Source organism: Pseudomonas sp. PA-6-3C (assembly GCF_021605825.1).
GTDB classification, from domain to species: Bacteria; Pseudomonadota; Gammaproteobacteria; order Pseudomonadales; family Pseudomonadaceae; genus Aquipseudomonas; species Aquipseudomonas edaphica.
On record NZ_WKDV01000008.1, the window covers coordinates 127,734 to 149,743 of the forward strand.

General features: G+C 61.0%; 15 protein-coding genes and 2 pseudogenes. 11 read left to right on the forward strand and 6 right to left on the reverse strand.

Annotated elements, in window-relative coordinates:
- Window positions 1-41 precede the first annotated feature (41 nt).
- Window positions 42-1,526 carry a sodium/proline symporter PutP gene (gene putP / locus GIW48_RS08075; protein ID WP_017138528.1) on the reverse strand — a complete coding sequence of 495 codons (1,485 nt, stop codon included), beginning with the start codon at window positions 1,524-1,526 and terminating at the stop codon, window positions 42-44.
- 460 nt (window positions 1,527-1,986) lie between these two features.
- On the opposite strand from putP, the gene putA reads away from it, so the two are divergent.
- Window positions 1,987-5,940 carry a trifunctional transcriptional regulator/proline dehydrogenase/L-glutamate gamma-semialdehyde dehydrogenase gene (gene putA, locus GIW48_RS08080; RefSeq protein WP_236460429.1) on the forward strand — a complete coding sequence of 1,318 codons (3,954 nt, stop codon included), beginning with the start codon at window positions 1,987-1,989 and terminating at the stop codon, window positions 5,938-5,940.
- A 210-nt stretch (window positions 5,941-6,150) separates the two neighbouring features.
- Window positions 6,151-7,953, forward strand: a complete 1,803-nt coding sequence (locus tag GIW48_RS08085; protein WP_236460430.1) for an acyl-CoA dehydrogenase — start codon at window positions 6,151-6,153, stop codon at window positions 7,951-7,953.
- Here the strand turns inward: GIW48_RS08085 and GIW48_RS08090 are convergent.
- Both GIW48_RS08090 and GIW48_RS08095 read right to left on the reverse strand, forming a co-directional pair.
- Window positions 7,950-8,243: a cell division protein ZapA gene (locus GIW48_RS08090; RefSeq protein ID WP_017138531.1), complete on the reverse strand. Its 294-nt coding sequence runs from the start codon at window positions 8,241-8,243 to the stop codon at window positions 7,950-7,952. The two genes, GIW48_RS08085 and GIW48_RS08090, sit on opposite strands and share 4 nt — an antisense overlap.
- Window positions 8,240-8,470, reverse strand: a complete 231-nt coding sequence (locus tag GIW48_RS08095; protein WP_017138532.1) for a hypothetical protein — start codon at window positions 8,468-8,470, stop codon at window positions 8,240-8,242. Before GIW48_RS08095 ends, GIW48_RS08090 begins: the two co-directional genes overlap by 4 nt.
- Before the next feature lie 343 nt (window positions 8,471-8,813).
- On the opposite strand from GIW48_RS08095, the pseudogene GIW48_RS29850 reads away from it, so the two are divergent.
- The 5 genes and pseudogenes from GIW48_RS29850 to selO all read left to right on the forward strand — a co-directional run.
- Window positions 8,814-9,470 (forward strand): annotated as a pseudogene (locus GIW48_RS29850) (MCP four helix bundle domain-containing protein); the annotation flags it as partial.
- Window positions 9,471-9,773: 303 nt separating this feature from the next.
- Window positions 9,774-10,373, forward strand: a pseudogene (locus GIW48_RS29855) (methyl-accepting chemotaxis protein); the annotation flags it as partial.
- A 261-nt stretch (window positions 10,374-10,634) separates the two neighbouring features.
- Window positions 10,635-12,377: a potassium/proton antiporter gene (locus tag GIW48_RS08105; RefSeq protein ID WP_017138534.1), complete on the forward strand. Its 1,743-nt coding sequence runs from the start codon at window positions 10,635-10,637 to the stop codon at window positions 12,375-12,377.
- 56 nt (window positions 12,378-12,433) lie between these two features.
- The gene (gene mscK / locus GIW48_RS08110) at window positions 12,434-15,772 is read left to right on the forward strand and encodes a mechanosensitive channel MscK (protein ID WP_017138535.1); all 3,339 of its coding nucleotides are present in this window, start codon (window positions 12,434-12,436) and stop codon (window positions 15,770-15,772) included.
- 48 nt (window positions 15,773-15,820) lie between these two features.
- A complete protein-coding gene (selO, locus tag GIW48_RS08115) occupies window positions 15,821-17,284 on the forward strand; it encodes a protein adenylyltransferase SelO (RefSeq protein ID WP_236460431.1) in 1,464 nt (487 codons plus the stop codon).
- 134 nt (window positions 17,285-17,418) lie between these two features.
- On the opposite strand, the gene GIW48_RS08120 is transcribed toward selO, so the two are convergent.
- Window positions 17,419-17,820, reverse strand: a complete 402-nt coding sequence (locus tag GIW48_RS08120) for a helix-turn-helix domain-containing protein (RefSeq protein WP_236460432.1) — start codon at window positions 17,818-17,820, stop codon at window positions 17,419-17,421.
- 82 nt (window positions 17,821-17,902) lie between these two features.
- Between GIW48_RS08120 and trxC the strand changes: the two genes are divergently transcribed.
- Complete coding sequence (gene trxC, locus GIW48_RS08125; protein ID WP_017138537.1) at window positions 17,903-18,337, forward strand: thioredoxin TrxC; 435 nt, start codon at window positions 17,903-17,905, stop codon at window positions 18,335-18,337.
- A gap of 125 nt (window positions 18,338-18,462) precedes the next feature.
- On the opposite strand, the gene GIW48_RS08130 is transcribed toward trxC, so the two are convergent.
- On the reverse strand, window positions 18,463-18,684 hold the full coding sequence (locus GIW48_RS08130) for a DUF6124 family protein (RefSeq protein WP_236460433.1): 222 nt from the start codon (window positions 18,682-18,684) through the stop codon (window positions 18,463-18,465).
- 477 nt (window positions 18,685-19,161) lie between these two features.
- Entirely contained in the window at window positions 19,162-19,932 is a 771-nt protein-coding gene (locus GIW48_RS08135; protein WP_017138539.1) for a ParA family protein, read from the reverse strand.
- Between the two features lie 317 nt (window positions 19,933-20,249).
- Here GIW48_RS08135 and GIW48_RS08140 point away from each other — a divergent pair, with 317 nt between their 5' ends.
- Genes GIW48_RS08140 through GIW48_RS08150 form a run of 3 tightly spaced genes read left to right on the forward strand, consistent with a single transcriptional unit; the run spans window position 20,250 to window position 22,004 of the window.
- Window positions 20,250-20,969, forward strand: a complete 720-nt coding sequence (locus tag GIW48_RS08140) for a beta-ketoacyl synthase chain length factor (RefSeq protein WP_099548064.1) — start codon at window positions 20,250-20,252, stop codon at window positions 20,967-20,969.
- Window positions 20,945-21,757 (forward strand): lysophospholipid acyltransferase family protein, encoded by an 813-nt coding sequence (locus GIW48_RS08145; protein WP_017138541.1) that lies wholly within the window; start codon window positions 20,945-20,947, stop codon window positions 21,755-21,757. Before GIW48_RS08140 ends, GIW48_RS08145 begins: the two co-directional genes overlap by 25 nt.
- Complete coding sequence (locus GIW48_RS08150) at window positions 21,735-22,004, forward strand: phosphopantetheine-binding protein (RefSeq protein ID WP_017138542.1); 270 nt, start codon at window positions 21,735-21,737, stop codon at window positions 22,002-22,004. The genes GIW48_RS08145 and GIW48_RS08150 overlap by 23 nt, the downstream gene beginning before the upstream one ends.
- Window positions 22,005-22,010: the final 6 nt, after the last annotated feature.

Here is a 22,010-nt window from a genome sequence, read left to right on the forward strand (position 1 = left end):
GGCCTTTTTTCTAACGCAATTGGCGCTTACCGCCCACCGAGTTACTTGTTGAGGTTGTAGTCTTTTTCCGCTGCATCAAAACGCTCGACCATACCCGCAGTCGGTGCGCCCATCTTGCTCACGAAATAGATCGCCAGGCTGGCGAAGATAAAGCCCGGGATGATTTCGTACAGGCCCAGCAGATTGAAGTGCTTCCACACGATCACGGTGATCGCGCCGACCAGGATACCGGCCAGTGCGCCGTTACGCGTCATGCCTTTCCAGATCACCGAGATCAGCACCACAGGGCCGAACGCAGCGCCGAAGCCTGCCCAGGCGTAGCTCACCAGGCCCAGTACGCGGTTGTCCGGGTTGGCGGCCATGGCGATGGCGATCAGGGCCACCAACAGCACCATCGCGCGACCCACCCACACCAGCTCAACCTGGGAGGCGTTTTTGCGCAGGAAGGTTTTGTAGAAGTCTTCGGTCAGCGCGCTGGAGCACACCAACAGTTGGCAGCTCAGGGTGCTCATCACCGCCGCCAGGATGGCCGACAGCAGCACGCCCGCGATCCATGGGTTGAACAGCAGCTTGGCCAGCTCGATAAACACACGCTCGTGGTTCTCGGTGACAGGACCGGCCACTTCCGGGTGCGCGGAGAAGTAAGCAATACCGAAGAAGCCCACCGCCACGGTGCCGGCGAGGCACAGGATCATCCAGGTCATGGAGATGCGACGCGCCTTGGCGATCGACTTCACCGAATCCGCCGCCATGAAACGCGCGAGGATATGCGGCTGGCCGAAGTAACCCAGGCCCCAGCCCATCAGCGAGATGATGCCGATGAAACTGGTGTTTTTGAGCATGTTGAAGTTGTCGGGGTTCTTGGCTTCGATCGCCAGGAACGTGGTGTCGACACCACCGGTGGCCAGCAGCACGATGATTGGCGTGAGGATCAGCGCGAAGATCATCAGCGTAGCTTGCACAGTGTCGGTCCAGCTGACCGCCAGGAAGCCACCCACGAAGGTGTAGGCGATGGTCGCCGCAGCACCGGCCCACAGCGCGGTCTCGTAGGACATGCCGAAGGTGCTTTCAAACAGACGGGCGCCCGCCACGATGCCGGACGCGCAGTAGATGGTGAAGAACACCAGGATCACTACCGCAGAGATGATCCGCAGCAGGCCGCTTTTATCTTCGAAACGGCTGGAGAAGTAATCCGGCAGCGTCAGGGCGTCGCCGTTGTGCTCGGTCTGCACCCGCAGGCGACCGGCCACGAACAGCCAGTTGAGGTAGGCACCGACGATCAGGCCGATGGCAATCCAGCTTTCCGACAGGCCGGACATGTAGATCGCGCCCGGCAAGCCCATCAGCAACCAGCCGCTCATGTCCGAGGCTCCGGCCGACAAGGCCGTGACCACGCTACCGAGGCTGCGACCGCCGAGGATGTAATCAGAAAGGTTGTTGGTGGAGCGATAGGCCATGAAGCCGATCAGCACCATTGCTGCGATGTAGATCACGAATGTGATCAGGGTTGGATTGCTAACGCTCATAGGAGTGACGCCCTGGCTTTGTTTTTATGTAGCAGCGGTCTGGCAGACGGCCACCCATTGGTAACGGGTAGACGATACGGCGAGCCGCGCATTTATGACTGGCGTTTCCCCAGGAAAGCCGCCAGCCGATGAACCGACCCTTGCGAGTGGTTGCACCTTGGGCGCGAATGCTATTCAACAAAGTAAATAAGGTGCAACCAGTTTCTTGAGATTAAGTTGCACCTCGATATGTTTTCGCGAAAATACCGGGTTTTTGCTCCTTTTCGGAGCAAGAACAGCCGATTTTAGAAGTAAACGCACCAAGACGCAGCGTATTCCGTCGAGGGCCGGAATTTTTCCCGATCACGATCGAAAAATTCCTGAACAATTTGGGTTGCACCCGGTTGCACCTCTGCATGCGCAAAGCTAATCTTGCCGCCAGCAGATGCCACTCGGTAGTGGCACCCATGAGGATAAAAAGATGGCAACGACCACCCTTGGGGTCAAACTCGACGACCCGACCCGCGAACGCCTCAAGGCAGCCGCGACCTCCATTGATCGCACGCCGCACTGGCTGATCAAGCAGGCGATTTTCAATTACCTGGAGAAACTCGAGGGTGGTGCAACCCTGACCGAGCTCAATGGCTCGGGCAGCAAGGACGCTGAAGACGCCGGCGAAGTGCAACCTGACCACGCCCACCAGTGCTTCCTGGAGTTTGCCGAAAGCATTCTGCCGCAATCGGTATTGCGCGCCTCGATCACCGCCGCTTACCGCCGCCCGGAGCCGGAAGTGGTGCCGATGCTGATCGAGCAGGCGCGTCTGCCGCAGCCAATGGCCGAGGCCACCAACAAGCTGGCCGCCTCGATTGCCGAAAAACTGCGCAATCAGAAGAGCGCTGGCGGCCGTGCCGGTATTGTTCAGGGCTTGCTGCAAGAATTCTCCCTGTCGTCCCAGGAAGGCGTAGCGCTGATGTGCCTGGCCGAAGCGCTGCTGCGCATCCCGGACAAGGGCACCCGCGACGCGCTGATCCGCGACAAGATCAGCACCGGCAACTGGCAGCCGCACTTGGGCAATAGCCCATCGCTGTTCGTTAACGCGGCCACCTGGGGCTTGCTGCTGACCGGCAAACTGGTCGCCACCCATAACGAAGCGGGCTTGACCTCGTCCCTGAGCCGCATCATCGGCAAGAGCGGCGAGCCGATGATCCGCAAGGGCGTCGACATGGCCATGCGCCTGATGGGCGAGCAGTTCGTCACCGGCGAAACCATCGCCGAAGCCCTGGCCAATGCGAGCAAGTTCGAAGCCAAGGGTTTCCGCTATTCCTACGACATGCTCGGTGAAGCCGCGCTGACCGAACACGACGCCCAGAAGTACCTGGCCTCGTACGAACAAGCCATTCACTCCATCGGCAAAGCCTCCCACGGCCGTGGGATTTATGAAGGCCCGGGCATCTCCATCAAACTCTCGGCACTGCACCCGCGTTACAGCCGTGCGCAGTACGAGCGTGTGATGGACGAGTTGTACCCGCGCCTGCTGTCGCTGACCTTGCTGGCCAAGCAATACGACATCGGCCTGAACATCGACGCCGAAGAGGCCGACCGCCTGGAGCTGTCGCTCGACCTGCTGGAACGCCTGTGCTTCGAGCCGCAACTGACCGGCTGGAACGGCATCGGCTTTGTGATCCAGGCCTACCAGAAGCGTTGCCCGTATGTGATCGACTACGTGATCGACCTGGCGCGCCGCAGCCGCCATCGCCTGATGATCCGCCTGGTAAAAGGCGCGTACTGGGACAGCGAAATCAAGCGCGCCCAGGTCGAAGGCCTGGAAGGCTACCCGGTGTACACCCGCAAGGTGTACACCGACGTTTCCTACATTGCCTGCGCACGCAAACTGCTGTCGGTGCCGGAAGTCATCTACCCGCAGTTCGCCACGCACAACGCCCACACGCTGTCGGCCATTTACCATATCGCCGGTCAAAACTATTACCCCGGCCAGTACGAGTTCCAGTGCCTGCACGGCATGGGCGAACCGCTGTACGAGCAGGTTGTAGGCAAGGTTTCCGAGGGCAAGCTGAACCGTCCGTGCCGCGTGTACGCTCCGGTCGGCACCCACGAAACATTGCTGGCGTACCTGGTGCGTCGCCTGCTGGAAAACGGCGCCAACACCTCATTCGTCAACCGCATTGCCGACCATACCATTTCGATTCAGGAGCTGGTGGCCGACCCAGTGGCCAACATCGAGCAGATGGCCACGCTGGAAGGCGGCTTCGGCCTGCCGCACCCGCGTATCCCGCTGCCGCGTGACCTGTATGGCAGCGACCGCGCCAACTCGGCCGGTATCGACCTGGCCAACGAACATCGCTTGGCGTCGCTGTCTTGCGCACTGTTGGCCACCGCGCACAACAACTGGAAAGCCGCGCCGATGCTGGGCTGCGCTTCCAGTAATGAAGCCGCTGCAGCGGTGCTGAACCCGTCCGATCTGCGTGATGTGGTGGGCCATGTACAGGAAGCCACCGTCGAAGACGTCGACAATGCGATCCAGTGCGCGATCAACGCCGGCCCGATCTGGCAGGCCACGCCGCCCGCCGAACGTGCCGCGATCCTGGAGCGCGCCGCCGACTTGATGGAAGGCGAGATCCAGCCGCTGATGGGCCTGCTGGCCCGTGAAGCCGGCAAAACCTTCGCCAATGCCATCGCCGAAGTGCGCGAAGCCGTGGACTTCCTGCGTTACTACGCGGTGCAGGCGCGCAACGATTTCACCAACGATGCCCACCGCCCCCTCGGCCCAGTGGTATGCATCAGCCCGTGGAACTTCCCGCTGGCAATCTTCAGCGGTCAAGTGGCCGCTGCACTGGCCGCCGGTAACCCGGTACTGGCCAAGCCGGCCGAACAAACCCCACTGGTGGCCGCACAGGCCGTGCGTATCCTGCTCGAAGCCGGTATCCCGGAAGGCGTGCTGCAACTGCTGCCGGGCCAGGGCGAAACCGTCGGTGCCCGTCTGGTCGGTGATGATCGCGTCAAAGGCGTGATGTTTACCGGTTCCACCGAAGTGGCGCGCCTGCTGCAACGCAGTGTCGCCGGTCGCCTGGATGCCCAGGGCCGCCCGATCCCGCTGATCGCCGAAACCGGTGGCCAGAACGCGATGATCGTCGACTCTTCGGCGCTCACCGAACAAGTGGTGATCGACGTCGTTTCCTCGGCCTTCGACAGCGCTGGCCAGCGTTGCTCGGCCCTGCGCGTACTGTGCCTGCAGGAAGATTCGGCAGACCGCGTGATCGAAATGCTCAAGGGCGCCATGGCTGAATGCCGCCTGGGTAACCCGGAGCGCCTGTCGGTGGATATCGGCCCGGTGATCGACGCCGAAGCCAAGGCCGGCATCGAGAAACACATCCAGGCCATGCGCGACAAAGGCCGCAACGTGTACCAGGTGGCGATCGCCGACGGCGAAGAGATCAAGCGCGGCACCTTCGTGATGCCAACCCTGATCGAGCTGGAAAGCTTCGACGAACTGCAACGCGAGATCTTCGGCCCGGTACTGCACGTGGTGCGCTACAAGCGCAAAGAGATCGACCAGTTGATCGGCCAGATCAATGCCTCCGGCTACGGCCTGACCCTGGGCGTGCACACGCGCATCGACGAGACCATCGCCAAGGTGATCGACAATGTGCATGCCGGTAACGTCTATGTGAACCGCAACATCGTCGGTGCCGTGGTCGGCGTGCAGCCGTTCGGCGGCGAAGGTTTGTCGGGTACTGGCCCGAAAGCTGGCGGCCCGCTTTATCTGTACCGCCTGCTGTCGACTCGCCCTACGGATGCCATCGAGCAATCCTTCGTGCGCGGCGACAAGCTGGCTGCACCGGACGTGCGCCTGCGCGACGCCATGAGCCAACCGCTGACCACCCTGAAAACCTGGGCCGACAGCAACACGTTCAGCGACCTGAGCGCCCTGTGCAGCCAGTTTGCCGCACAGTCGCAAAGCGGTATCACCCGCCAACTGGCCGGCCCGACCGGCGAGCGCAACAGCTATGCCATCCTGCCCCGCGAGCACGTGTTGTGCCTGGCGGAAGTGGAAGGCGACCTGCTGACGCAACTGGCGGCGGTATTGGCGGTTGGTGGCTCGGCGGTATGGCCGGAAACTGACCTGACCAAAGCCTTGTTCCCACGCCTGCCGAGGGAAGTTCAGGCGAAGATCAAGCGTGTGGCTGACTGGACCAAGGATGAGGTGGTGTTCGACGCCGTTGTGCACCACGGTGATTCCGACCAACTGCGTGCGGTGTGCCAGCAAGTGGCGCAGCGCGGTGGCGCGATTGTCGGGGTGCACGGCTTGTCGCAAGGTGAGACGGCGATTGCGCTGGAGCGCCTGGTGATCGAGCGGGCATTGAGCGTTAACACCGCTGCGGCGGGTGGTAACGCGAGCCTGATGACCATCGGTTAACTCATGTGGGAGCTGGCTTGCCTGCGATAGCGGTGGGCCAGTGACTTAGATGTCAGCTGGCACGGCCTCATCGCGGGCAAGCCAGCTCCCACATTGACCGCATCCAACCTTTCGCCCGCGTTCTGCCCCTCCATCACGCAAATCAATCTTGCTATCCAGCCTCTATTCGCGCACTTAGACTCAGGCCATTCCCTTCAAAGGTAAGCCGCCATGTCCGAGACGCTGCTCAGTTCCCGCAATCTGGCTTTCGAGCTGTACGAAGTCCTCGATGCCGAGGGCCTGACCCAGCGCGAGCGGTTTGCCGAGCACAACCGTGAAACCTTCGACGCCGCCATCAGCACGGCGCGCAGCATTGCCGAGAAGTATTTCGCGCCGCACAACCGCAAAAATGACGAGAACGAACCGCGCTACGAAGATGGCCAGGCGATCCTGATCCCTGAAGTCAAACCCGCCGTGGACGCTTTTCTGGAAGCGGGCTTTCTGAACGCTGCCCGCAGTTTCGAAGCCGGTGGCATGCAGTTGCCTACCCTGCTCTCCCAAGCCTGTTTCGCGCACTTTCAGTCGGCCAACGCAGCGTCAACGTCCTACCCGTTCCTGACCATGGGCGCCGCCAACCTGATCGAAAGCTTCGGCACCGAGGCGCAAAAACAGCGCTTCCTGCAGCCGATGATCGAAGGCCGCTTCTTCGGCACCATGGCCCTCACCGAGCCACATGCCGGCTCGTCGCTGTCGGATATTCGTACCCGCGCAGAGCCTGCGTCCGACGGCACGTATCGACTCAAGGGCAACAAGATCTTCATCTCCGGCGGCGACCACCCGCTGTCGGAAAACATCGTGCACATGGTGCTGGCCAAGCTGCCGGACGCGCCGCCTGGGGTGAAGGGCATTTCGCTGTTTATCGTGCCCAAATTCCTGGTCAACGAGGATGGCAGCCTGGGCGCACGTAACGACGTGCTGCTGGCCGGGCTGTTTCACAAGATGGGCTGGCGGGGCACCACGTCCACAGCACTTAACTTCGGCGATAACGGCAACTGCGTCGGCTATCTGGTGGGCAAACCCCATCAGGGCTTGAGTTGCATGTTCCAGATGATGAACGAGGCACGCATCGGCGTGGGCATGGGTGCGGTGATGCTGGGTTACGCCGGCTACCTCTATTCACTGGAATACGCCCGCGAACGCCCGCAAGGTCGCCTGCCTGACAGCAAAGACCCGAGCACCACGCCGGTTTCGATCATCCAGCACGCCGATATCAAGCGCATGCTGTTGACCCAGAAAGCCTATGTGGAAGGCGCCTTCGACCTGGGCCTGTACGCGGCTCGGTTGTTTGACGACACCACCACGCTGGAAACCGAAGCCGAGCGCAAGCACGCCCACGAACTGCTCGACCTGCTCACGCCCATCGTCAAATCCTGGCCATCGGAGTTCTGCCTCAAGGCCAACGAACTGGCAATCCAGATCCTCGGCGGCCACGGCTACACCCGCGAATACCCGGTGGAGCAGTACTACCGCGATAACCGCCTGAACCCGATCCATGAAGGCACCCACGGCATCCAGTCCCTGGATTTGCTCGGGCGCAAGCTCGCGCAAAACGGCGGCGCGGGCTTGAAGCAACTGGTCCGCCTGATCGCCGAAACCGGCGCTCGGGCTCAGGAATACGCCTCACTGACGGCCCTGCGCGAACCGCTGGAGCAATTGGTCAGCCGCCTGCAAAGCGTGACGATTGGCCTGCTGACGGATCTCGCCCACGGCAAGGTCAACAGCAGCCTGGCGAACTCGGCACTGTACTTGAAGGTGTTCGGGCACACGGTGATTGGCTGGCGCTGGCTGGAGCAGGCGATTCGCGCCGAGGAAGGTTTGGCCAAGGGGAATGCGGCCGATGTGGCCTTTTATAGAGGCAAGCTCCAGGCCGCCCGGTACTTCCTGACCTGGGAAGTACCGAGCTGCCATCATGAACTGGCGATTCTGGAGGCACGCGATGACACGTGCCTGGGCATGCAGGACGCGTGGTTCTAAGGCGTTCCGATCGCCTTGGAAATCACTTCGACCGTGGCGCTGACTTGCTCTTGGTAACGGTCGAGTTCCTGCTGGTGATGCTTTTGCATGTCGATCTGCTCGGCGCACAGGTTCAGCGCAGCCAGTACCAATAATTTGTCACCGATCAGGGTCGGGTACTTTTTCTTGGTGGTGGCCAGGGAGGCCTTGAGCATGGTCACGGCGTGCATCAGGGTTTGATCCTCCCCTTGCGGCGCCTTGATCGAGTAATCCTCTCCGAGAATCGAAACGACCTTTATCCCTTCATTCATGCGCCGACAGGCCCTGCGCTCACACGCTCAACCAGCGCCTGGATACGCGCGGCGGTGGCGCCGTGTTTTTCTTCCTGTTCCATCAGGTTCAGTTGCAGGCTGTCGTTTTCATCCTTGGCGCGGGCCAGTTCCGCCTTCAGGGCTTCATTGCTGCCGAGCAGGTCTTGGTTTTGTTGTACGAGGTCAGTGACCAGCTGTTCAAGCTGGCTGAGGGATGCTTCTAACATTTTGATTTCTCGGGCATTTTCAAAGGGCGGTGACGATAAAGAAAATTCACCTCGGATGCCAGGGTTATCCCCGGCAGGCAGCCCGTTTTTTAAGGGCCGGGCCGCACTTTCGAGCCTTAGTGACTGCATTTACCCGATCTGGTTCCTGAATCCGTCCAACCCCTCGTCAGATGCGACAAAAGCGCGCGCCCCCTTAAGACTTTAGTCGCATGGCCGATACGCAATGCACACCTCGTCTCATGGCCGCACGGATCGCGCTTCTCCCCAGGACTCCCGCATGTCTCTTCGTAATATGAATATCGCTCCGAGGGCCTTCCTTGGCTTTGCGTTTATTGGCGCGCTGATGTTGTTTCTCGGCGTGTTCGCCTTGAACCAGATGAGCAAGATTCGCGCAGCCACCGAAGACATCACCCAGTCCAGCGTGCCGAGCATTCGCGCCCTCGACGAATTCACCCAGCTGACCCTGCGCCTGCGCGTGCTGTCGTACCGCCTGCTGACCAACCGCGAGCCGGACGTGCAGCAAAAAACCCTGGAAGCCTTTGAGCTGCGCAACCAGCAGATTCGTGCCGCCCAAGGCGTCTACGAAAAACTTATAGAAAGCAGCGAAGAGCGCGCCACCTACAACGAATACGTACGTTTGCTCGGCCAGTACCATCAGATCGAGGAGCGCATGAAGAGCCTGTCACGCGCCAACCAGATTGATGAGCTGCGCGCCTTGCTCAACACCGAATTACTGAGTAATTCCGAGCAAGTCAACGCGGTGCTCACGCGCCTGCTGGACATCAACAACCAAATGGCCAACGCCACCAACCAAGAAGCCAAAGACCAATACGACATGGCCTTTGATCTGGTAGTGGGCCTGCTGATCATTGCCACCGCGCTGACCCTGCTGTTCGCCTGGCTGCTGACCCGCAGCATCACGCTGCCCATTGCCCAGGCCCTGGAAGCCGCCGAAGAAGTCGCTGAAGGCAACCTCACACGCCCGATCAAGGTTGATGGCAACGATGAAGCCGGCCGCCTGCTCGCTGCCATGGCCAAGATGCAGGACAAGCTGCGCGACACCCTGCAACGCATCGCTGGCTCCGCGACCCAGCTTGCGTCCGCGGCAGAAGAACTGAATGCCGTCACCGACGAAAGTGCCCGTGGCCTGACCCAGCAGAACAATGAAATCGAGCAAGCCGCCACCGCCGTCAACGAGATGACCAGTGCCGTTGAAGAAGTCGCGCGCAACGCGGTGAGCACCTCCGAAGCCTCGCGCAACGCCACCACCTCTGCCGGTGACGGCCGTGACCTGGTACAGGAAACCGTCAGCGCCATCGAGCGCATGAGCGGCGACGTACAGGCCACCGCCACCTTGATTGGCGACCTGGCCAACGAGTCCCGCGATATCGGCAAAGTGCTCGACGTGATTCGCGGCCTGGCCGACCAGACCAACCTGCTGGCCCTGAACGCCGCGATTGAAGCGGCGCGCGCCGGTGAAGCCGGTCGTGGGTTTGCCGTGGTGGCCGATGAAGTGCGCGCGCTGGCCCATCGCACCCAGCAGTCGACCAGCGAGATCGAGCGGATGATCGGCAGCATTCAGGCCGGCACCGAGCATGCGGTGGATTCGATGCGCAACAGCACCGAACGTGCGGAGTCGACGTTGAACATCGCCAAAGGCGCGGGAATGTCGCTGGACACCATCAACACTGCGATTGTGGAGATCAACGAACGCAACCTGGTGATCGCCAGCGCGGCCGAAGAGCAGGCGCAAGTGGCGCGGGAAGTGGACCGTAACCTGGTGAATATTCGTGATTTGTCGGTGCAGTCGGCCACGGGTGCCAGCCAGACCAGTGCGGCGAGCAGTGAGTTGTCGCGCTTGGCGGTGGACCTGAATGGGATGGTGGGGCGCTTCAGGCTCTAACTGACACCAGTGATCCCTTGTGGGAGCTGGCTTGCCTGCGATAGCAATCTAACAGTCAATAACCCCAGTGACTGATACACCGCTATCGCAGGCAAGCCAGCTCACACATTGACAGCGGACGCAGAGCGTCCAACGAGGCATTCCCACGCAGAGCGTGGGAACGATCTTTTGACAGCACAGCAATTCAACAGGTTAGAATCGCTGGCACGCAGACTGCATGGTCAGTTTGCGCCCCGTCTTCCCCGCTCTGGAGTACTGCCTTTGAATGCAACGACCATCAACAGCCTGTTCTTGATCGGCGCGTTGCTGGTGGGTGCGAGCATTCTGGTGAGTTCTCTTTCCTCGCGCTTAGGGATCCCGATTCTGGTGATCATCCTGGCGGTGGGCATGGCCGCCGGCGTCGATGGCGGCGGCATCATCTTCGATAACTACCCAACCGCGTACCTGGTGGGCAACCTCGCATTGGCCGTGATCCTGCTCGACGGCGGTTTGCGCACACGGGTGGCGAGTTTTCGCGTGGCACTCTGGCCGGCGTTGTCGCTGGCCACGGTGGGGGTGTTGATCACCACCGGCCTCACCGGCATGGCGGCGGCCTGGCTGTTCGACCTCAATATCATCCAAGGCTTGCTGATCGGCGCGATTGTTGGCTCCACGGACGCCGCAGCCGTGTTCTCACTGCTGGGCGGCAAGGGCCTGAACGAGCGGGTCACCGCCAGCCTGGAAATCGAATCCGGCAGCAACGACCCGATGGCGGTATTCCTCACCGTCACCCTGATCGACATGCTGGCCAGCGGCCAGACCGGCCTGCACTGGAGCTTGCTGGCTCACCTGATTCGCGAATTCGGCATCGGCGGCATCGTCGGCCTGGGCGGCGGCTGGCTGATGCTGCAAATGGTCAACCGCATCAACCTGGCCACCGGCCTGTACCCGATCCTGGTGATCGCCGGTGGCCTGGTGGTGTTCGCCCTGACCAATGCCCTGCACGGCAGCGGCTTCCTCGCCGTGTACCTGTGCGGGCTGGTGATCGGCAACCGCCCGGTGCGCAGCCGTCATGGCATTTTGCATATGCTCGATGGCATGGCGTGGCTGGCACAGATCGGCATGTTCCTGGTGCTGGGCCTGCTGGTCACACCCCATGACTTGCTGCCCATCGCCCTGCCGGCGCTGGGCCTGGCGTTGTGGATGATCCTGTTTGCGCGGCCACTGTCGGTGATGGTCGGCCTGCTGCCGTTCAAGGCCTTCCACGGCCGCGAAAAAGCCTTTATCGCCTGGGTCGGCTTGCGCGGCGCGGTGCCGATCATTCTGGCGGTGTTCCCGCTGATGGCCGGCCTGCCGCACGCGCAGCTGTACTTCAACCTGGCGTTCTTTATTGTGCTGGTGTCGCTGCTGGTGCAAGGCACCAGCCTGCCGTGGGTGGCCAAATTGCTGAAGGTCACCGTGCCGCCGGAACCGGCGCCCATCTCCCGCGCCGCGCTGGAAGTGCACGTCACCAGCGAGTGGGAGCTGTTCGTCTACCGCCTGGGCGCGGAAAAATGGTGCATCGGCGCCGCCCTGCGCGAGCTGAAAATGCCCGAAGGCACACGCATCGCCGCACTGTTCCGTGGCCAGCAACTGCTCCATCCGTCGGGTAGTACGGTGCTGGAAGTCGACGATTTACTCTGCGTGATCGGCCACGAACACAACCTGCCGGCCCTCGGCAAACTGTTCAGCCAGGCGCCGCAACGCGGCCTCGACCTGCGTTTCTTCGGCGATTTCGTGCTCGAAGGCGACGCCCAGCTGGGCGCGGTCTCCGCCCTGTACGGGCTTAAGCTCGACGGCATCGACCCGGATATGCCGCTCAGCAGCTTCATCACCCAGAAGGTCGGCGGCGCGCCCATCGTCGGCGACCAGGTGGAGTGGAACAACACAATCTGGACCGTCGCGGTCATGGACGGGAACAAGATCGGAAAAGTCGGCGTCAAATTCCCCGAAGGAAGTCGTCCAGGCCCTGGACTCTTCCTCTAAACTGCGAGGCTATGGCGCCACGCCACCAGCCTCTTTACCTTGCTCGACCGGTATCCATGACCCTACTGCGCACCTTTTTAGCCACTGCCCTGCTGGGCCTGACCCTCTGCGTGGGCAACGTCTACGCCGCCGACCCGCCCAGCACCGACGCCATCCAGCAAAGCCTGGACAAGCTGCCCGACCGCAAGCTGCCCGACGCCGACATGAAGGCGTTGCAGAGCATCCTGCAACAGACGTTGACGTACCTGGGCAACAAGCAGGATTACGAGCAGCGCCTGGCCGACCTCAAGCGCCAGCTGGCAGACGCCCCGCGCCAGACCACCGACAACCAGCGTGAATTGGTGCGGCTCAAGGCGACTAAAATTGTCCCCGTGGCCCAACGCTATGCCTCGCTGCCCGTGCCGCAACTTGAGCAATTGCTCGTGCAGCGCAGCACCCAGCAAGGCGACCTGCAAAAAGAGTTGGCCGACGCCAACAGCCTGACCATCGCCGCCCAGACCCGTCCAGAGCGCGCCCAGACCGAAATCAGCAGCAGCCAGACGCGCATCCAGCAGATCAATTCGATCCTCAAGGCTGGTAAAGACAACGGCAAAACCCTCAGCGGCGACCAGCGCAACCAATTGAATGCCGAACTTGCGGCCCTTAATGCCCTGATCCCGCTGCGCCGCCAGGAACTGGCCGGCAACAGCCAACTGCAAGACCTGGGCAACAGCCAGCATGACCTGGTGGTGGAAAAGACCGCGCGCCTGGAACAAGAGATCCAGGACCTGCAAACCCTGATCAACCAGAAACGCCTGGCCCAGTCCCAGCAGACCGTGACCCAGCAGTCCATCGAAGCGCAAAAGGCCGGCGGCAGCAGCCTGCTCGCGACCGAAAGCGCGGCCAACCTCAAGCTCTCCGACTACCTGCTCAAAAGCACTGATCGCCTCAATGACCTGACCCAGAAAAACCTGCAGACCAAGCAGCAACTGGACACCGTCACTCAAAGCGACTCGGCCCTGGACGAGCAGATCAATGTGCTCAAGGGCAGCCTGCTGCTCTCCAAAATCCTCTACAAACAAAAACAGGCGCTGCCGCGTCTTACCGTCGACCGCAACCTGGCGGACGACATCGCCAACATTCGCCTGTACCAGTTCGAGGTCAACCAGCAACGCGAACTGATCAGTACGCCCAGCACCTATGTGGATAGCCTGCTGGCCAATCAGTCGCCGGATGACGTGACGCCACAATTGCGCCGCACTTTGCTGGAACTGGCGATCACTCGCAGCGACCTACTCGAACGCCTGAGCCGTGAGCTGAGCGCGCTGCTGAACGAATCCATCACCCTGCAACTGAACCAGAAACAACTGCTCAGCACCGCCACCAACCTGCGCGCGACCCTCGACGAGCAAATGTTCTGGATCCCCAGCAACAAGCCGCTGGACACCGAGTGGCTGGAAACCGTGCCGGACCACCTGACCAAGCAAGTCACCACCCTGCCGTGGGCTTCGAGCGTCAGCGAACTGTATGACGGCCTGACCCAGCGCCCGCTGCTGTTCTTGCCGTTGCTGCTCTTGATTGGCGCACTGCTGTGGCGGCGTAAAGCCTTGTACGCGCGCCTGAAAAAGATCCACCTCGATATTGGCCACTTCAAGCGCGACAGCCAATGGCACACGCCGGTGGCCATCCTGGTGAATATCCTGCTGGCGCTGCCGGTGGCCCTGGCGCTGGCATTGTGCGGCTACGCGCTGCAAATCGACGCCCGTGGGCAAAACGCCAACTTGGGCGCGGCCTTGCTGCTGATCGCCCAAGCGTGGCTGGTGTTCTACACCGCCTACCGGATTCTCGCGCCGGGTGGCGTGGCCGAACTGCATTTCCGCTGGGAAAAGCCCCAGGTCGAGTTCCTCCAGGGCTGGATCCGCAAGCTCGGGCTGGTGGTGCTGGCGCTGGTAGCGGTAGTGGCCATCGCCGAACACCAGCCGGCCGCGCTGGCCGACGACGTGCTGGGTATCGCTGTGGTGCTGACCTGCTACGCGCTGATGGCCTGGCTGCTGAGTCGCCTGCTGCTGCACAGCCCGACCCACGAAAAAGCCTCATTGTTCCGTAAGGCCGTGGGCCTGGTGTTTACCGCCCTGCCCGTCGCGCTGTTTATCGCCGTGTGCTTTGGCTACTACTACACCGCGCTCAAACTCAGCGACCGGCTGATCAACACGCTGTACCTGCTGATGTTCTGGCTGGTCATCGAGGCCACCTTTGTACGCGGCCTCGGCGTTGCTGCACGACGCCTGGCCTATGCCCGCGCCCTGGCCAAACGCCAGGCCGCCAAGGAAGCCGGCGACGGCGAAGCGGTGATCGAAGAACCGACCCTGGACATCGAGCAGGTCAACGAACAGTCCATGCGCCTGATCCGCCTGGCCTTGCTCGGCGGCTTTATCGCCGCGCTGTACTGGGTGTGGAAAGACCTGATCACTGTGTTCTCCTACCTGGACAACGTGACCCTCTACGAATACACCAGCGGCACTGGTGCCAATATCAGCATGGTGCCGATCAGCATCGGCGACTTGCTCGGCGCCTCGATCATCGTCGGCATCACCTTCGCCCTGGCGCGCAACCTGCCCGGCCTGCTCGAAGTACTGGTGCTGTCCAAGCTGGACCTGGCCCAAGGCAGCGCTTATGCCACGACCACCTTGCTGTCCTATGTGATCGCCGGCGTCGGTTTCGTCTCCACCTTGTCCACCCTCGGCGTGAGCTGGGACAAGTTGCAATGGCTGGTGGCGGCGCTGTCGGTGGGGTTGGGCTTTGGTATGCAGGAGATCTTCGCCAACTTTATCTCCGGCATCATGATCCTGTTCGAACGCCCGGTGCGCATCGGCGACACCATCACCATCGGCAACCTGTCGGGCACGGTGAGCAAGATCCGCATCCGCGCCACCACGATTACCGACTTCGACCGCAAGGACATCATTGTCCCGAACAAGACGTTTATCACCGGGCAACTGATCAACTGGTCACTGACCGACACCATCACCCGCGTCACCCTGAAACTGGGCGTGGACTACGGCTCTGATCTGGATCTGGTGAAGGAATTGCTGCTCAAGGCCGCGCGTGAAAACCCGCGCGTGCTGAAAGAACCCGAACCCCATGTGTACTTCCTCAACTTCGGCGAAAGCACCCTCGACCACGAACTGCGCATGCACGTGCGCGACCTGGGTGACCGCAACCCGGTGATCGACGAGGTGAACCGCTTTATCAACCGCGAGTTCAAGAACCACCACATCAACATCTCGTTCCGCCAGATGGAGGTCTACCTCAAGAACCTCCACGGCCAGGAATACAAACTGGTGGAAGTCGACGCACCGACCAAACCCGCCAACGACGGCGGCGTGCAAGAACCGCCGCCGAGCAAACTCGACTAAACGCCCTATCCCCAGCAGAATGCTCGGACATTCTGCTGGAGATGGCCGGTGAAAGCCCTCGACGAACTGACCTTCGACAACCGCTTCGCACGCCTGGGCGACGCGTTCTCAACCCACGTACTGCCTGAGCCCCTCGACGCGCCGCGCCTTGTGGTGGCGAGCGACGCCGCCATGGCCTTGCTCGACCTCGACCCGGCCGTGGCCGAAACGCCGGTATTTGCCGAGCTGTTTGGCGGGCACAAACTGTGGGCCGAAGCAGAACCGCGGGCAATGGTCTATTCCGGGCACCAGTTCGGCGGCTATACCCCGCAACTGGGCGATGGCCGCGGGTTGTTGCTGGGTGAGGTGTACAACCAGGCCGGCGAGCATTGGGACTTGCACCTCAAGGGCGCCGGGATGACGCCGTATTCGCGCATGGGCGATGGGCGTGCGGTGCTGCGCTCTTCGATTCGTGAGTTTCTCGCTTCCGAAGCCCTGCATGCCTTGGGTATTCCCAGCAGCCGCGCCCTCTGCGTGATTGGCTCCGACACGCCGGTATGGCGCGAGAAACAAGAGCGCGGCGCCATGGTATTGCGCTTGGCTCACAGCCATATCCGCTTCGGGCATTTCGAATACTTCTACTACACCAAGAAGCCCGAGCAGCAGGCCGAATTGGCCGAGCACGTGTTGAATCTGCACTACCCCGAGTGCCGCGAACAGCCCGAACCGTACCTGGCAATGTTCCGCGAAATCGTCGAGCGCAATGCCGAGATGATCGCCAAATGGCAGGCCTATGGCTTCTGCCACGGCGTGATGAACACCGACAATATGTCGATCCTCGGCATCACCTTCGACTTCGGGCCGTTTGCGTTTCTGGATGATTTTGACGCGCACTTCATCTGCAACCATTCGGACCATGAAGGGCGCTATTCCTTCAGCAATCAGGTGCCGATCGGGCAGTGGAACCTCAGCGCACTGGCCCAGGCGCTCACGCCGTTTATCAGCGTCGACGCGTTGAAAGAAGCGCTCGGCCTGTACCTGCCGCTGTATCAGGCGCACTACCTGGACCTGATGCGCCGCCGCCTGGGGCTCACCACCGCCGAAGACGATGACCAGCCACTGGTGGAACGCCTGCTGAAACTGATGCAGAACAGCGGCGTGGACTACACGCTGTTCTTCCGGCGCCTGGGTGATGAGTCCGCGGCGCTGGCCGTGGCGCGCTTGCGCGATGACTTTGTCGACCTGGCCGGGTTTGATGCCTGGGCCGAGCAGTACAAGGCACGCGTCGCACGGGATGGCGATGACAGCCAAGAACGCCGCCGCGAACGCATGCACGCGGTGAACCCGCTGTACATTCTGCGCAACTATCTGGCACAGAACGCCATCGCGGCTGCCGAGTCAGGTGACTACAGCGAAGTGCGGCGGCTGCATGAAGCGCTTTCCAAACCCTTTGAAGAACAGCCCGGGATGGAGCAATACGCCCAGCGGCCGCCGGATTGGGGCAAGCATTTGGAGATTAGTTGCTCGTCGTAAGATGATCGTTCCCACGCTCTGCGTGGGAATGCCGCCTGGGACGCTCCGCGTCCCGCCTTTCGCCCTGCGCACGGGTGACGCAGAGCGTCACGGGATGCATTACCACGCGGAGCGTGGGAACGATCAGAGCGGCACTAAATGAAGGTTTCGACCGTTACGCCAAAACGTTCGGCCAACCAACGAATTTGCCGCAGGTTTAGCTGGCGCTTGCCGCTCAATACCTCAGAGACGACAGATTGTGCCCCTACTCCGGGTAGGTCACTCTGGGTGAGACCGTGTTCGCGCATCATGTATCGCAGCACATCAACATCACTGGCGACCGGCATTGGACGGTGTTCATGGTCGTAGGCCTCGATCCAGTCACCGATGATGTCCACCAACCCCATAAATGGGTGAGTTTCATCTTCTCCAACGATATCCAATAACTCATCGAGCGCCCTAGCCAAAGCGTCGTAGTCCGCTTCGGACTGGGGCTTGGTTAGCAGCGGAGAAATAAAATCCCAGTGTTCAACAGCCAGTTTCAAGTTGTCGTTCATGTTTCACCCTTTTCGCCTGGTCTTGATAAACCTCGTTGCCGGCTCCAGATTGAACCCATTGGCCACGTCCTAGGAGCCCACCATGTCCGAACCTCTTGTAATCCCCTGCCCGCATTGCAACGGCCTCAACCGCATCCCTGGCGAACGCCTGGGTGATGCGCCTAAATGCGGGCGCTGCAAGCAGCCTGTGTTGCTGAACAAGCCTTTCGAGCTGAAACAAGGCGACTACGCCAGCCAGATCAAGGGCGACCTGCCGTTGTTGGTGGATGTGTGGGCCGAGTGGTGTGGGCCGTGCAAATCGTTTGCGCCGGTGTTTGAGCAGGCGGCTGGGCAGTTGGAGGGTAAATGCCGATTGGCCAAGCTTGATAGCGAGGCTAATCAGCAGCTGTCGGCGCAGTTGGGGATTCGCTCGATTCCGAGTTTGATTCTGTTCAAGAACGGCCGTGAAGTGGCGCGCCAGAGTGGCGCGTTTCCGTTGCCGCAGTTGATGAGTTGGTTGCGTAGCCAAGGGGTGTAAACCAGCCCCTCAAGCAACGGGGTCAACTGTGGGAGCTGGCTTGCCTGCGATGGCCTCACCTCGGTCCAACTGATAGACCGAGTTGCCTGCATCGCAGGCAAGCCAGCTCCCACATTGACCGCGTTTTAAGCTCGGGCTACGGGGGCTTCGTGGTCCATCATCTGGCCGACCAGCATTACGCCGAGTTCGCTTAATTGATGGATGGCCAGGGCCACGTCGCGGTGTTCGCCGGTGAGGTCGTTGGACAGCTTGAGTAACAGCGTACGGACGGAAGAGAAGGTTTCGTAGCTGTTGAGTACGAGGGTTTCGGTAGGGAGGTTGGGTGCAACTGTATAAAGGTTAACCATAAATCGTCTCCGAGCAGGAGCCGCAACCAGCCGCTACTAAACGGAGGGTGGCAGCTGTACGCAGGTTAGTAGACCGGGGAGACTCACCGGCGCGCTCGAAAGCGCCCTCCGTACAGCCACCATCAAATACAGGACAGTCCTGATCAATGATTTGCTGTACGTCTCACCACGGGCTACTAAACCCGATCACTGAACATTCAGTGACCCGAGAACCTTAGAGACGCCCATCCAGACGCACAAGCCGGGCGATTCTGGCTTAGCTGTAGGCAACGATACAAGCCACAGCCCCATTTGCCAGACCCTTCCTACACCCTCCGTAGGAACAATCCAGATCCCCTGCTGAAACACAAAAACAAATGTGGGAGCTGGCTTGCCTGCGATGGCATCACCTCGGTCTATCAGTCAGACCGAGGTGATGCCATCGCAGGCAAGCCAGCTCCCACATGAGTTCACAGGGTATTTGTGTTGCTATCGGGATCAGGCATTTTCCAGCAAGTTATGCAGCTCCACAAACTGCAACGTCAGCTTGTGCCGTGGGTCCAGGTGGATCAGCGGCTTGCTCTCCTGGTGCGACTCGCGCATGCGCACCGAGCTGGCCAGGTACACCGGCAGTACCGGCAAACCTTCGGCAATCAACTCATCCAGCATCTGCTGCGGCAGGCTCGCACGGGCCTGGAACTGGTTGACCACGATGCCTTCCACTTCGAGGCCTTCGTTGTGGTCTTCCTTCAATTCTTCGATTTCACGCAACAGACCATACAACGCCTGGCGCGAGAAGCTGTCGCAATCAAACGGGATAAGCACGCGATCAGCGGCAATCAACGCCGAAACCGCATAAAAATTCAGTGCAGGCGGCGTATCCAGGTAAATCCGGTCGTAATCTTCGCTCAACTCATCCAGCAGCTTTCGCAGTTTGTTGATCTTGTGCTTGGCCTCAAGCTTGGGCTGCAGATCCGCAAGCTCAGCGGTCGCGGTGATCACATGCAGGTTATCGAACGGCGTTTCGTAGATATCCACCTGGTTTTTCTTCGAAAACGGCCCGGAAGACAGGGTTTGCTTGAAGAAGTCGGCAATGCCCATCGGGATATCGTCACCGGTCAGCCCGGTGAGGTACTGGGTTGAGTTGGCCTGTGCATCGAGGTCCACCAACAGGGTCCGATAGCCTTCACTGGCGCTCACCGCCGCCAGGTTGCAGGCAATGCTGGACTTGCCAACGCCGCCTTTTTGATTGAACACCACACGCCGCATGGAAAAAACCTCCGTGTATCAATGAATGTCCGAGTGTAGAGGGCAAAAGCGCCTGTTAGCTACCTCGTTCATCCATGCACTGGCGCATCACCTGTCGAACAAAAGGAGGAGTCCTACAATCCACACACCGCACGGGTAAAGGACAATCTGTAAATCTTTTCCGGCAAATTGTATTCATCCGTGAACAATTCTTTACCAAAGTTTGCTAGAACCCCACGGCACCGGGATAATGCGCGCCATTCGGCCATGGTCCCCTGTCCCGGTATTCGGGGCCAACGGCTGCACATGGAAGCCCGCAGGGGCGGGATAACTTCTCAGTGATCACTTTCAATATCGACCAATGGCGCGCCTGGGCTCCGGGCCTGGAGACTGCGCACGACTGGCGCGCCTGGTGCCAGGCTCCGGTGTTAGTGCCGGCCAGCGATGCGTCACCCGACGTGTCCTTCCTGCCCGCCATGCAGCGCCGCCGCCTGAGCCGGCTGGCGCGCATGGCGTTCAGCGTGGGCTGGCCGTTGGCCGAGGGCCGGCAAGACCTGCCGCTGGTGTTTGTTTCCCGGCACGGCGAAACCCCGCGCACCCTCGATATACTCAGCGACCTGGCCAACGACGAGCCGCTGTCGCCCACCCAGTTCAGCCTGTCGGTGCATAACGCGGTGATTGGCCTGTGGTCGATCCTGCGCAATGAGACCTGCGAAATGACCGCCCTCGCCGCCGCCGGCGATGGCCTGGAACACGGCATGCTCGAAGCCGCCGCGCTGCTCAACGAAGGCGCCCCGGCGGTGTTGCTGGTGATCACCGAAGAACAACCGCCTGCGGCTTACGCCGACTGGATCCGTGACGTGCCCTTCCCTTATGCCCTCGGCCTGCTGCTGACCCCGGGCGACGAGTGGCAACTGGAACTAAACAGCGGCGCTGTCCAACTCACTCAAACCCAGTGGCCCCACGCCCTGAACCTGCTGCGCACCCTGCTTACCGAGCAGGCCACCTGCCAACATGCCTGGAAGAACCGTGTATGGAACTGGCAACGCAAGCCCTGACCGACAAGCCACGGGACGCCTATTACTGGCGCCTGTTCGCCACCGCCGCGAGCTTCTTCTGCTTCGGTGTCGGCGGGCTGTGCCTGCGCTTGCTGGTGTTCCCGCTGCTCAGTTGCCTGCCAGGCAGTGCCGCTAAACACCAGCGCCGCGCCCGCCACACCATCAGCAAGCTGTTCTGGCTGTTTATCCGCATGATGCAACGCGCCGGTGTGCTGACCTACAGCGTTGAAGGCGCAGAAAACCTCGGGCGCCCCGGCCAGATGATCATCGCCAACCACCCGTCGCTGATCGACGTGGTGTTTTTGATCGGCCTGATGCGCCAGACCAACTGCGTGGTCAAGCAGAGCCTGTTCCAGAACCCGTTCACCCGTGGGCCGGTGCGCGACGCCGGTTACATCAGCAATGACGGCAGCGCCGATATGCTCGATGCCGCGGCCGATGCGCTGCGCGATGGCCAGACGCTGATCATCTTTCCCGAGGGCACGCGCACCACGCCCGGCGTAGCACCGGCCTTTCATCGCGGCGGCGCGGCCATTGCGCTGCGCGGTGCGACAATCATCACCCCGGTGGTGATCAAGGTCAGCCCCACCACCCTGACCAAGGCCGAACCCTGGTATCGCATTCCCAAACGCCGTTTTCACTTCAGTTTGCGCGTAGGTGCCGATATAGACCCACAGGCGTTTGCCACACTGGGGCCAGCGCCCCAGGCTTCACGCAAGCTCAACGATTACCTGCATCACTATTTCATTAAGGAGCTCGCCGAAGATGAGCAACCAACACAGCCTTGAGCACGACATAAAGGCGCTGATCATCGAGGCCCTGGGCCTGGAAGACATCAGCCCCGACGACATTGGCAGCGACCAGACCCTGTTCGGCGAAGGCCTGGGCCTGGATTCGGTGGACGCCCTGGAGTTGGGCCTGGCGATCCAGAAAAAGTACGGCATCAAGATCGATGCCGACGCCAAAGACACGCGCAATCACTTCACCAACGTGGCCAGCCTTGCGGCATTCGTCACGGCTAAAAAGGCAGCTTGAGACCGG